The sequence below is a fragment of the Aeromonas sp. 75A genome, from assembly GCF_051919425.1.
Lineage (GTDB): Bacteria > Pseudomonadota > Gammaproteobacteria > Enterobacterales > Aeromonadaceae > Aeromonas > Aeromonas veronii.
Genome location: NZ_JBQBES010000002.1, coordinates 620,363 through 633,380, shown reverse-complemented (window position 1 = coordinate 633,380; position 13,018 = coordinate 620,363). Strand labels below are relative to the sequence as shown.

Here is a 13,018-nt window from a genome sequence, read left to right as displayed (position 1 = left end):
TATATCTATCGCCTAACTTTTATACTGGTTGGGTGGTCCTTAGGCCCGCACAACTAGCACGAAATATATATTTGAAAATGAGTTTGCATAAATAAAAAAACATAATAATCACAGACAAAAGCGAAATTTTTATTGGTGATGACACTATTATTGGTCCTAACTTTATCTGTTTTGATACAATTTTCATTCGCTACACCCTGATAGGCGAACAAGTAGTAATTATCATTGTAAGCCAGCGAACATTGGTCATAACATTCTTATTAGTGCTGGTGCTATTATCACTAAAGATGAGCCTGCTAATGTGGTTGTAAACGTTTTTCCTAAGCTAGAATTCCAAAATTTAGACAAATATTAACAAGGTATCAAAATGAGAATTTTGATTTATGGAGAGTTTAGTGGCTATGGAAAATCTCTTGCTGTTGGCTTTCGTCAGCTAGGGCACGAGGCTTGTGTCTTTTCTCCAAGTGGAGATGGGTGGAAAAATTTAGATTCTGAGTTAAAATTATCTTCTAAGACAAAGATAGGGAAGCTGTTTGATTTAGTAAAGCTTATTCCTTCTTTCATGAAATATGAAATTATATACATAATGAACCCTAGTTTTTTCAGTTTTAAACTATTAGGGCCTGTTATTTTAATGCTTTTCAAAATTTATAGGAAAGAAATATACCTACTTTGTTGTGGTGACGATGTCGAGTATATAAGGTCTGGAGAGTCTGGGGGGATTTCAAAGTATATTTTTCATGGTGTAAATTATCCATCCAGTAAATACTTTAAAAGAATACAAGATCGAATTGTTAATTATCTATGTGCAACGTTCTCAAAAAAAATAATACCAACAATGTATGATTATGAACGTCCTTGGAAAACAAGTTATTTTTCTAATAAAGTCACTGATGTAGTACCATTAGCCTGCGCTGTTAATAGTGACGCATCAATTAAAGCTACAGATGTTAATTCAATTAAGATAATGCATGGTATTAATAGGAAGGATGTAAAAGGAACGGATGTTATCTTAATGGCATTAAAGAAAATTGAAGAGAATTATAACAATGTTGTTGTGTATACTCCAGAAAGACTTGGTCAATCTGAATATTTGAAGTTGTTTTCAAATATTGATATTTCAATTGATCAATGTAAGTGTCATAGTTATGGCATGAATGCGATATATGCAATGTTACATGGACATATTGTATTGGCTCCTGCAGACAAACATCATTGCAAGTCCTTTGATATTGATATTGATAGTTGTCCTGTTGTATCTATTAGTAATGATGTCGATGCTATATATAAAAAAATACAGGAGTTATTAGAGTTATCACCTCAAGATATGGACTATTTAAAGGTTAAAACTCAGCGCTATGCAAGAGATTTTCATCGACCTGAAAGTGTATGTAGAAAATTAACAGCCTTGTGGTGATTTATTATTTTCTCTTTGCAAGAAAATATATAAAACTTGATGTGAAATATTATATTAGTGTTTACGTTGGTTTTGTAAGGATGAATATGGATATATACATATATATATATATATTAGGATTTTTTTTTTCATAATCACACATTTCACCGGAAAGGAAATTACATTCTTAAGTTATTTTATATTTGCTTTGATGCTGTTTTTAATGGCAGCTCTCAGGAAAGTTGGTGTTGGCGCAGATGATTTCGTATATGTTGAGCGATTTTTAAATATACCAAGGATTTCTGAGTGGATATATGGACATTTTATATATTCATATGCTGAAACGCAGATGGAGCCTGGTTATACGATCGTATCTTCTCTTGTAAGAGAGCTTAGTGATAATTATGTACTCTTGTTTTTCGTTGTTGCACTACTCTCTACAGGTATTACATTAGTATTTTACTATAGATATTCATCCAATCCCTTATTGTCTGCACTACTTTTCTTTTCTCATCAATTTTTATATAAAGATATAAACCAAATTCGTTCAGCTATAGCTTCTGCTATTGTTATTTGGTGCATGCCACTCTTATGTGAAAAACGTTATGTAAAATGTTTCTTACTTATAATTTTAAGTGCAATGTTTCATATCGCAGCTTTAATCATTATTATTCCATTGATTTTTGTTATAATTGTAAAAGCTGAGAAATATAGATTTTTTCTTGCTGTTTTTCTTGTGATATCTTTTTTTGCTGGATATATGGAGATATCAAAAAGAATAATAGGTATTGTCCCTGATTTGGGTTTTGTTGCGGATAAAATACAAAATTATTCAAATTCAGATGAGATTAACTCCACGAGTTTATTCGATTTGACAAATATTAAGAATGTTATTATATCCATTTTGTTGCTTTTATTGTGGCGCAGATTAAATAATAAAAAACCTATATATAAATTTATGATTCTGTTTTTTTTATTAGGGACAATGTGGAGGTTAGCATTTTCTGATCTTGGGATTTTTGCAGGCCGAATTGCAACATTTTTAACTGTGAGCGAACCATTGGTAGTTGTCTGTATGTTGACTATTCTAAGGCAACGATTCTTAGGTGGATGTTTAGTTGCTACCTATGGTTTTTTAACATTATATATGAACATATATTTAAAAGATGGTCGTCATGCATATGAATTATTTTTCCAATAACAGGAAAAAAATTGTCTATATTGTAAGTTCGTTGTCTCGTAGTGGACCTACGAATCAATTATTAGACGTTGTTAAGGGAATGGATACTAATTTATTTGATATATATATATTGGCATTGTCACCAGAGGTGCCTGACTCTAGATTAGATGATTTTGTTAGTTTAGGCATTACTTTTCATTGCTTTAATATGACAAGGTTTGATTGGTTTTTTAAGGGGAATGGCCAAGTTTTAACATATATAAAAAATATTCGTCCTGATATTATACATTCACATGGTGTAAGGGCGGATATTATAAACGCACACATAAAATATAAAAATGCTAAAAAAGTAGCAACTGTCCATAACTATCCTCACTCTGATTATATGATGCAGTATGGAGTTATTAAGGGATGGTTGATGGCTAATGCACAGATTTATGCTTTTAAAAAATTAGATTGCTTAGTTTCAGTGTCTAATGCTGTGCGTTCAAATTTGCAGGATAGATGTGGCATTAATAAAGATAACATTATTTTAATAAACAATGGTGTTGATAAAGAATATCCTGACAAGGATAGGGGGTATGTTCGGCATTTAATTAACATCCCAAATGGAGGGAAAATATGGGTATATGCCGCTAGCTTTGTTTCGAGGAAGAATCATGATTTGTTATTAAATGCATGGATTAAACTTGACAAAACAGATCATCTTATACTGTTAGGTGATGGACCGCTCTTTGATTCACTTAGAGATAAATTTATATGTAATGAAAATATTCATTTTTTAGGACAGGTAACTGGCGTAATTAATTATTTAAACTGTGCAGATTATTATGTCGCTCCTTCCTATGCTGAGGGGTTCCCTGTTGCCGTTTTAGAAGCTATGGCCATAGGTAAACCTGTGCTACTATCAAACATTGAACCCCATAAGGAGATTTTTGAATATACATTGCCTTCTGATAATGTTGGAGTATTATTTGAACACGATGTTGAGTCACTTGTTCGTGGTGTAAATGCTTTGAAAAATATGGATTATACAGTATTATCCGAAAATTCAAACAAAATAGCTTCACTGCATTTTAACTCATCTCTTATGTCTAAAAAATATCAAGAGCTATATTTTTTATAGTGCTAATTAGAGTTTCAGAGTGTTCATTTTGGTGGCTTCGGTGATAAAAAATAAAGAATCATTTACAGTGCTAATGTCTGTATATATAAATGACAATGTTGAGCATTTTAATTTAGCACTAAAAAGTGTGTTGGAATCATCTCTATTGCCTGATGAAGTGTGTATTGTTTGTGATGGTCCAATATCTAATGAGCAGGAAGATATTATATTGTCTTATAGTAATTCCTTGTCAATAAAAACTGTTAGATTGGAAAAAAACATTGGTCTTGGCTTAGCTCTTCGTGAAGGTTTATTATATTGTAGCCATGATATTATTGCTCGGTTTGATAGTGATGATATTTGTGATCGCACGCGTTTTCAGAAGCAATTTTCATACATGGTGCAGAATAAGGATATAGGGGTTGTTGGCTCGTGGATTGGAGAGTTTGATGAAGATCCAACAAAGCCCCATTCATTTAGAAAGCCTCCGCTTGATCATGCCGATATTGTAAAGTATGCAAAGTCTAGAAATCCTTTTAATCACATGACTGTTATGTATAGAAAAAGCCTTGTTTTATTGGCAGGTAATTATCAAGATGATTATCTATATGAGGATTATGCTCTTTGGGTTAGGATGATTCAGGCCGGTGTATTAATGAAAAACCTACCTGATATCCTTGTGTATGCAAGAACGGGAAATGGTATGGAGATTCGGCGTGGTGGTGTAAAATATGCTATTTCAGAGATTAAGGCTCAAGTTTTATTTTATAAAATTGATTTTTTATCACGAACATTATTAGTTAAAAATATATTAACTCGAGCGCCTATTAGGATTGTTCCAGGGGCTTTTCGAAAATTCATATACAGAGCATTTTTACGTAAATAGAATAAGGTGGCCCCTTGAGTTATCAACGTCGTCACTCACGCTGGTATGAGCGTGTGTTATTTAGCCCTCCGGTTTTGTTCATTTTTGGCGCTTGGCTTGCTGTATGTTTGCCAGCAATAGAGCGCTGGGGTTGGGAATTTTGGTTATACCTCGATGCTGTCAGGTACAATACTTTGGTGGGGGCATTCGGTGCTTTTTTGCTGACCGGTATTGTATTGCACCGTTTCTTACGCTATCCCGGGGCTAGCCCTGTGGCTTATATGATTCCCACGGTAACGACCCTCTACGGTGCTTTGGTTGGTGTTCTCTTTTTCTTGCGCCTCCCATATAGTAGACAAGTTGTTTTTGAGTCTTATCTGGTTGCTCTATTATGCTGCTGGTTGGTCTATTTTATTGGCCGCCGTTATCGAACTCCAAAGTATGCTTTGCTGCCCTTTGGTGCTTATATGCCTTTGACAGAGCATCATTGTGTAGAGTGGCGGTTATTAGAAAAACCAGATCTTGGTAAGGTTCGATATGATGCTGTTGTTGCCGATCTGCGAGATGAACAGTTGGCAGGTGAGTGGGAACGTTTCATTGCACGATGCGCCTTGTCTCATATCCCTGTTTATCATATAAAACAGATTAGCGAGGCCCTGACCGGTAGGGTGAAGATAGATCACTTGCATGAAAATCAGCTGGGGTCTCTGCTGCCATCTCCTGTCTACGCTTTTTTCAAACGGCTTCTGGACATTTTGGCTGCCTTGGTTGCGATTCCACTTTTTTTCCCGCTGATGTTGGTTACAGCGTTCTTGATCAAACTGGAGAGTCCAGGGCCTGTTATGTTTCTGCAAAATCGGGTGGGCAAGGGAAATAAAGATTTCTGTATCTATAAGTTTCGTAGTATGTGCAAAGATTCAGAAAAAGCTGGAGCACAGTTTGCACAAGATGGAGATATGCGTGTCACCCGGGTTGGCAAGGTGATCCGCAAGTTGCGTATTGATGAACTGCCTCAGTTCTTCAACGTGCTCAAGGGAGACATGAGCCTGATAGGCCCGAGACCGGAACAGCGTACTTTCGTGGATCAATTTGAACGGGAAATACCCTTCTACATGTATCGCCACATTGTACGACCTGGTATAAGTGGTTGGGCACAGGTTGTGCACGGTTATGCAGCTGATGCTGATGATACCCGTATCAAGATCGAACATGATTTTTACTACATCAAGCATTTCTCCCTCTGGCTGGATGTGCTTATCGTCTTTAAAACGATTAAGACCATTTTAACTGGGTTTGGTGCTCGTTAATGAGTCAACTCTTGTTAGGTGCGGGCCAATTGGCCCGCGCTTTGCTTTCTACCTCTCACCTAGCGGCGCAACCCGCTATTTCCCTACCAAGAGAGTGCTACCCAGTGGACAATGACGCTTTAATGCATGCATTAATGCTGCGTTATTGCCCTGCCGTCATTCTCAACGCTGCCGCATACACGGATGTGGCTGGGGCCGAGTTTTCCCCTGTGCAGGCGATGCGAGTCAATGGGGATGGGGTCGCACGACTGGCCGCATTGGCCAGGCAGCATGATGCCTTGCTGGTGCATTTCTCGACGGACTATGTCTTCGATGGCTCTGGCTATAGCCCCTGGCGTGAACGTGATGCCCCGGCCCCTCTAAATGCCTACGGTAAGAGTAAATGGAAGGGGGAGCAGGCGATCATCGCCAGTGGTTGCCGTTATTTGATCATCCGCACCAGCTGGTTGCATAGCCCATGGCGCACTAATTTCATCAAGACCATGTTGCAGCTCGCGAGCGATCGCGATGAGCTGCAGGTGGTGAGCGATCAAGTTGGAGCCCCTACCTCTGCGATGATGTTGGCAGAGGTTACGCTGATGGCCATCGACAGGGTTTTGGCCGAGCCGGGACTGATGGGCCTCTATCATGTGGCGGCTTCCGGAGCCGTCAGTTGGTTCGATTATGCCCGCTTCATTTTCAGCAAGGCGCATGAGTTGGGTCTGATAGAAAAGGTACCGCGCCTCAAGCCTATTAACAGTATGGATTATGGTGGTGTGGTCAAGCGCCCCCTTAATTCCCGGCTTGATACGCAGCTGTTTTCGCAGCGTTTTAGCGTGCACTTGCCAGATTGGCGAGTGGGAGTTAATGCAACGTTGCAGGCATTATGTGAAGAGCTGCGATGATGCCTTTTTGTGTAACAGAGCATCTCGTAAAGGGGTTATTTGGGCGGGAGAAACGGCGACACGACTTTGTCCCGCCATGCTGGCCGTGAGTGAGTAGTTGTTGCCTGTCTATTACAAGCCAATGGTCTATTATCCCTTGTCGGTGCTAATGTTGGCATCAGTACGCCCACCGATATCCGCTGCTTTTGCCAGTTGTTTGGGGATGGCAGTCAATGGGGATTAATGTTCTCTGATGCCTCGCTCTTTTTAACGGAGCGGTTGGTCGGTTTGATCTTGGGTGACAATCTGTTTTATGGTGCCGAATTGCTTACGCAGTTACGTCAGGCGATGACAGATGATAAGGGGGTTAGTATCGGGTTGATGATTTGGCCCTCTATAGTGTATTAACGCTTGATGTGCAGGGTAAGGCTTTGACAATCACCAAGCAGCCTGCCCAGCTGCTAGCCATTATGTGGTTACTGGCCTCTATTTATTTGGAACGCATATTGTCGAGTTTGTCAAAATGAACCCCTTCGTCCCGGGGCGAGCTGGAGATCACCGACATCAATCATGGTTATTTAGCGTTAGCGCAGGAGTAACTACAAGTGACCTTTTTAGGCCGAGGTTGTGCGTAGCTGTATACAGGCACGCTGGATAGCTTACAAGGGGCTAGGCAGTTATGCAGATCCTGGAAAAACGGTAGGGGCTTATGTTAGCAAAAGTGATTATAGGCAAGATTTGCTGCACTTGCTGACCCTTGCTTTTCTATAACGCATGTCAATAATTCCAGCTTGGGAGAATTGCAATTACAGGAGCCTGCCCATGAAATTTTGTTCCACTGCTCTGGCCGAGGTGATGGTATTGACTCCAGAAACTAGGTTTGATCAGCGCGGTTATTTTCGAGAGTCTTTCCGCCAGGCAGAGTTTGAGCATTATTGTGGACATTATTCTTTTGTCCAGGACAATCTGAGCCGTTCCGTTGGGGGGGCGTTGCGAGGATTGCATTACCAACGTTCACATCCGCAAGGGAAGTTGGTACAGGTGATCAATGGCCGGATTTTTGATGTGGCGGTGGATGTGCGCCCGACCTCGCAAACCTATGGTCATTGGGTGGGCCACATTCTGGATGCGCAGTCGGGTCAGCTGATGTGGATCCCTCCGGGGTTCGCCCACGGTTTTTATGTGCTCAGCACCTGCGCAGATGTTTTTTATAAATGCACCGATTATTATCTGCCGGGTGATGAAGCGACTATTCGATGGGATAGCGCACATCTAGCGATAACATGGCCGTTATCTGATCGATTTCCATTGCTGCTATCTGATAAAGATCGTCAAGCCCCCGATTTCATCGATATGCCTTAGTGCTATCTACTGTTGTCAGCCATTTTAATATGGATATTCGAGAGAGAAAAAATGAGTGAGAAAACGCCAGTTATTCCTAACCAGTGGGCCCAAGCAGGCGCATCAGATGAGATAGACCTACGAGAGCTGCTGTTGGTGCTGTGGCGTCAAAAAGTATTAATATTGTTGGTAACCGGTGCGTTTGCTGTTGCGGGTATTGTTTACGCCATGACTGCGCGTCAGGTATGGACCAGTCAGGCTGTTATTTCTGAACCGTCAGTGTCACAAGTGGCGGCCTTACAGCTAGCTGTTGATAAATTACAAGCAATCATGTCCGGTTCGCCTTTGACGACTCCTGAATTTTCCTCACTTGAGCGACCCGCTATTTACCAGAGTTTTATCTCAGCTTTTAATAGTATGAATAATAAGAGAGCTTTTTTGACGCAAGAAGGTGTCTATGCAGCAGAAATAGAGAAATTTGATATCTCTGATAAGCGCGACGGCCGTGCGATAATGAGCAAGTTAGCTGAGTCTATATCAGCCAAGATTCAGGATAAAACCAGTCAAGAGATGACGTTGAGTTTTTCTGCTGAAACGCCTGAACTTGCTCAGCAGCGATTGGTAAAATACATGGACTTTGTCCAGCAACAGCAACTCAAAAGCAAAAATGCAGAGTTACAATCCATATGGCAAAATAGAATAAAAGCGCTGACTGCACAATATGACAGTGCCAAAGCTGATACTTTGCTGAAAAGGCAGGAAGAGCTTCAGCGGGTTGGATATAGTTTGCGTATCAGTAAGGCGGCTGGTGTAGATCAGCCTCTTGAACGGATTGATAGCCATGAAATTTTCAATATTCAACTAGGTGCTAAAGGGTTAGCTGAAAAGTTGAGCATATTGAATGAGATTAAAGACCCTGAACTGCTTAACCCTGAATTAGGAAAGATTCGTCTGCAATTAAGTAGTTTAAAGGCATTGAAACTTCAAAATGTTGAGTTTGTGTCGTTTAACATGATCGACTCACCGGAAGAACCGTTTACTCGTGACAAGCCTAAGCGCCCACTAATTATTGTATTGGCAACCCTGCTGGGGGGCATGCTGGGTGTTGTGATTGTGCTGGTACGGCATGCCTTTCATCGATCAGAAGGGGCATGATGTTTTTGTTTGAGCATAGAGTTTGAATGCTATTCACTTGGATATGACTTCGTTAGTGCTTAATGCTACCATGCCGACGTTTTTGCTCATGGTTATCATGGTGTTTATTTTTATGGGTATTGGGTGGAATAACTAAAATGAAACAAAAGGGATTGCTTCTCTCACTGGCTTTGATGGGCTTGCCAGTTATGGCTGCACCACAAATCACGCCTGAGATGATGGCAAAATTTAAACAATTATCTCCTGCCCAGCAGCAGGCGCTGGCTGCTCAGTATGGTATCGACTCGTCCCAATTGGGAGGGAGTACCAGCCAAAGCATTGTCACTTCGGTCAAAACTGCTCCTGTAGCTGCTCCACGCGAAGTAGATTACAGCCAAGAGTCTCAGCGGCCTTTGGTCGCTGGTGTAGCGCAAGAGGGGGTATTACAGCCTTTTGGTTATAGCGTTTTTGCCGGGGAACCTTTGACAGATGCGCCCGTGGTGGATATGCCGGTTGCAGACGATTATGTGATGGGGCCGGGTGACGAAATCCGGGTTCAACTCTATGGCAAGGAGAATGCGAGTTATACCCTGGCGATTGGCCGTGAGGGATTTATCGATTTTCCTTCCCTTGGCCCTATTGCTGCCAGTGGTCAGACTTTTCAGCAACTGCGCAGTGAACTGGAAAACCGGATCAAAGAGCAAAAAATTGGTGTAGAGGCGTTTATCAGTTTTGGCGCTCTGCGCACTATGCAGGTTTTTGTGATGGGTGATGCCTATCGCCCCGGTGCTTACAACGTCAATGGTATGGCTACTGTGACCCAGGCTTTGCAAGCCGCTGGCGGTATCGATACTGTGGGGTCGCTGCGCAAGATCCAGGTCAAGCGTGCAGGGCAGAAAGTGATCGATGTCGACCTCTACAAAATGTTGGTATGGGGCGATACCAGCCAGGATATCCGTCTGCGCTCCGGTGATACGGTATTTATCCCTGCTAAAGGCAGCGAAGTGAGTATCGATGGTTTGGTTAAACGTCCCGCTATTTATGAATTGAGTGGACCTGCAGCCCTGGTTAATGTGCTTGGGTTGGCGGGCGGCATGAAGGCCGCTGCACTCAAAGAGGTTGCGGTGACCCGTTATGGTGAAACCGGGATGCGGGTATTTAACCTGAACTTGTCAAATCAGCATGATCGTCAGTTTGTCGTGCGTGATGGTGACAAGGTCACGGTCAAGCCGAGCAGCACCGAATATAGCCAGGCGATTGTGGTAAAAGGTGCCGTAGTTCGTGAAGGTGTCTTCAGCTTTCAGCCGGGAATGCGGATCAGTCGTGTGTTGCAAAGTGCCGACCGCGATCTGACATCGGTCACTGACTTGAATTATGCCTTGGTTGTGCGTGAGGTGGATGCGCAACGTAATATCAAGGTGTTGCAATTCAATCTGGGCCGAGTGTTGCAAATGCCGGGTGGGGAAGACGACATTCGTTTGCAGCCGAGGGATCAGGTGCTTATTTTCAGCAATCATGCAACCGATCGACTGAAGCAGCTGGCGAGCACTCAGAGCTCGTCGACAAGTATTGACAATCAGGCTAACCAACGCATGGAGCAACAAGTCAACGCTGTAGACGACAGTACAGGTGCCGATGTTAGTCGTGCTCAGCTGGCTAAAGAAGATAAAATGACTTTGGCTAGTGTGTCTAATACGACCAAGACTGGGGCGTTAGTTGGTGCCTCTCGTCAAGCTTTGCTCGCTCCGGTTATTGAACGTTTGAAAGCTCAAGCAGCACAAGGTAAACCGGTACAGATTGCTGAAGTGCGTGGTGAGGTTAAATATCCGGGGGTTTATCCCTTAACGCCTTATAGTCGAACCCATGATTTGATCATCGCTGCTGGCGGGTTTAACGAACAGGCAAATGTGATTGAGTTATCTCGCGTGAGTGAGCGAGGGAATGATATTGCAATTGAAAATCAACGTCTGGATTTGGCAACTGCAAATCGGGTAACCGGTTCGCCATTGGTGCAATCAAAAGACAGTTTGAACGTATTGCCTCATCCTCAGTGGCGTGAAGAAGCAACTGTACAGGTGTTTGGCGAGGTGAAGTATCCGGGAACTTATACGGTTCGTCGTGGAGAAAGTTTGCATGATCTGATCCAGCGTGTTGGTGGTATTACCCCCTATGCCAATCCGAATGGTTCTGTCTTTGCCCGTGAAGCGCTGCGTAAACAGGAAGCAGAACGAATCGCGTTGCTGCGTGATGAGCTAAAGCAAGAGATCGCGACGATGACACTGCGTCGTCAATCCAGTATCGCTAACTACAACAGCTCGCCTGCAGAGGCGATGACGGTGGTTAATCAACTGGAAAACAGCAAGGCTGTCGGTCGCATGACCATCGATATGCCGGCGATTTTGTCTGGAGACAAGCAGGCTGACGTGATGCTGCAAGATGGCGACAAGCTGTATGTGCCTGCGTTACAAAATGTGGTCTCTATTCAGGGGATGGTGCAATTCCCCTCCTCGCACGTTTACGACGGTAACCTGAGTGTTAATGATTACTTGAGCCGTGCCGGGGGAACCAAGAAACAGGCTGATACCGACCGTATCTACGTGATCAAAGCAAATGGTAGTGTAATGCTGCCTGGTGATAGCTGGTTTGGTAGTCGCAAAGGCCTGGAGCCAGGGGATACCATCGTAGTACCAGTTGATTCTGATTATCTGGATAACCTGAGTATCATGACCTCTGCAACACAGGTCCTCTATCAACTGGGTGTCGCGTGGAGTGCAATCAAGTAATTGCATCGTTTATTTGGTCACCCATTCAGTCAGGTGGTGAAGGTCACCTGACTCTTCTGAGATCTGGTTTGTTATGGCACAAGTAAAAGAATATTCTCCTTTAACCTTGGCAATAAACGGAGGGAAGGAAGATGAAATCGATTTGCGTGAATTATTCGCGGCGCTTTGGCGTGGTAAGTGGTGGGTAGTCGCCAGTACCTTGGTTGGTGCGGTTATTGCTGTCATTTTTGCACTCTCACTGCCAAATATTTATCGTTCAGAGGCTTTGCTTGCCCCATCTACGGAGCAGCAAGGAGGTGGACTTGCTGCTATGGCTGCCCAATTTGGCGGTCTTGCTAGCTTGGCTGGTGTCAATCTCAGTGGTGGCGGTGGTCAGGACAAGACGGCTATTGCGGTCGAAATTGGGAAATCCCGTCAATTCTTAAGTCACTTTATCCGCCAACATCAGTTGGAAGTGCCGTTGATGGCTGTTACCAAAACAGACAAGGCGACCGGTGAATTGGTGATTGATGAAGATGTCTACGATGTCGCCGGCAAAAAGTGGGTGCGTGAAATGCCTCTTGGCAAGTCCGTGGAACCAACAGATTGGGAGCTAGTTAAGGCATTTCGTGAACTTGCCAGTATTAATAAGGATGCCAAATCAGGGTTGGTGACGGTGGCGGTGGAGTACTACTCCCCCGAGTCTGCGAAGCAATGGGTTGACTGGTTGGTGGCCGACCTCAATGAGGCCATGAAGCTGCGTGAGCAAGTTGATGCGACGCGTAACATTGCTTATCTCAAAGCACAGCTTGAGAAAACCCCGGTCGCAGATATGCAGAAGGTGTTTTATCAACTGATAGAGGATCAGACCAAAACCTTGATGTTGACTGAAGTGAATCAAGAGTACGTGTTTAAAACCCTTGATCCTGCCGTGGTTGCCGAGGAAAAGGCAAAACCCAAACGTGCGTTGATTGCAGTATTGGGGGCGCTGCTTGGCGGAATGCTAGGCGTTATGATTGTACTGGTTCGCCATGGAATCGGTCGTTCACCTCATCATTGATGAGA

At 42.9% G+C, this 13,018-nt stretch carries 10 protein-coding genes; all 10 read left to right on the top strand.

What is annotated here, in order from left to right; all coding sequences use genetic code 11:
• The first annotated feature begins 367 nt into the window (after window positions 1-367).
• On the top strand, window positions 368-1,417 hold the full coding sequence (locus tag ACTG2T_RS02760; RefSeq protein WP_330124995.1) for a hypothetical protein: 1,050 nt from the start codon (window positions 368-370) through the stop codon (window positions 1,415-1,417).
• Window positions 1,418-1,511: 94 nt separating this feature from the next.
• A complete protein-coding gene (locus ACTG2T_RS02755) occupies window positions 1,512-2,597 on the top strand; it encodes an EpsG family protein (RefSeq protein ID WP_330125026.1) in 1,086 nt (361 codons plus the stop codon).
• The gene (locus ACTG2T_RS02750; protein ID WP_330124994.1) at window positions 2,572-3,702 is read left to right on the top strand and encodes a glycosyltransferase; all 1,131 of its coding nucleotides are present in this window, start codon (window positions 2,572-2,574) and stop codon (window positions 3,700-3,702) included. Before ACTG2T_RS02755 ends, ACTG2T_RS02750 begins: the two co-directional genes overlap by 26 nt.
• Window positions 3,703-3,721: 19 nt before the next feature.
• Complete coding sequence (locus ACTG2T_RS02745; RefSeq protein WP_330124993.1) at window positions 3,722-4,567, top strand: glycosyltransferase; 846 nt, start codon at window positions 3,722-3,724, stop codon at window positions 4,565-4,567.
• 14 nt (window positions 4,568-4,581) lie between these two features.
• Window positions 4,582-5,853: a sugar transferase gene (locus ACTG2T_RS02740; protein ID WP_330124992.1), complete on the top strand. Its 1,272-nt coding sequence runs from the start codon at window positions 4,582-4,584 to the stop codon at window positions 5,851-5,853.
• Window positions 5,853-6,737: a dTDP-4-dehydrorhamnose reductase gene (rfbD, locus tag ACTG2T_RS02735; protein WP_330124991.1), complete on the top strand. Its 885-nt coding sequence runs from the start codon at window positions 5,853-5,855 to the stop codon at window positions 6,735-6,737. Before ACTG2T_RS02740 ends, rfbD begins: the two co-directional genes overlap by 1 nt.
• An 801-nt stretch (window positions 6,738-7,538) precedes the next feature.
• Complete coding sequence (gene rfbC, locus ACTG2T_RS02730; protein ID WP_330124990.1) at window positions 7,539-8,078, top strand: dTDP-4-dehydrorhamnose 3,5-epimerase; 540 nt, start codon at window positions 7,539-7,541, stop codon at window positions 8,076-8,078.
• A gap of 51 nt (window positions 8,079-8,129) precedes the next feature.
• Window positions 8,130-9,212, top strand: coding sequence for an LPS O-antigen chain length determinant protein WzzB (locus ACTG2T_RS02725; protein ID WP_330124989.1), 1,083 nt, complete (start codon window positions 8,130-8,132; stop codon window positions 9,210-9,212).
• Between the two features lie 137 nt (window positions 9,213-9,349).
• Complete coding sequence (locus tag ACTG2T_RS02720) at window positions 9,350-11,974, top strand: SLBB domain-containing protein (protein ID WP_330124988.1); 2,625 nt, start codon at window positions 9,350-9,352, stop codon at window positions 11,972-11,974.
• Window positions 11,975-12,047: 73 nt separating this feature from the next.
• A complete protein-coding gene (locus ACTG2T_RS02715; RefSeq protein ID WP_330124987.1) occupies window positions 12,048-13,013 on the top strand; it encodes a Wzz/FepE/Etk N-terminal domain-containing protein in 966 nt (321 codons plus the stop codon).
• Window positions 13,014-13,018 lie beyond the last annotated feature (5 nt).

Coding starts and splice junctions, on each gene's coding strand:
- rfbD (WP_330124991.1), top strand. CDS start 5,853: ATGAGTCAACTCTTGTTAGGTGCGGGCCAATTGGCCCGCGCTTTGCTT.
- ACTG2T_RS02760 (WP_330124995.1), top strand. CDS start 368: ATGAGAATTTTGATTTATGGAGAGTTTAGTGGCTATGGAAAATCTCTT.
- rfbC (WP_330124990.1), top strand. CDS start 7,539: ATGAAATTTTGTTCCACTGCTCTGGCCGAGGTGATGGTATTGACTCCA.
- ACTG2T_RS02715 (WP_330124987.1), top strand. CDS start 12,048: ATGGCACAAGTAAAAGAATATTCTCCTTTAACCTTGGCAATAAACGGA.
- ACTG2T_RS02725 (WP_330124989.1), top strand. CDS start 8,130: ATGAGTGAGAAAACGCCAGTTATTCCTAACCAGTGGGCCCAAGCAGGC.
- ACTG2T_RS02720 (WP_330124988.1), top strand. CDS start 9,350: ATGAAACAAAAGGGATTGCTTCTCTCACTGGCTTTGATGGGCTTGCCA.
- ACTG2T_RS02750 (WP_330124994.1), top strand. CDS start 2,572: ATGCATATGAATTATTTTTCCAATAACAGGAAAAAAATTGTCTATATT.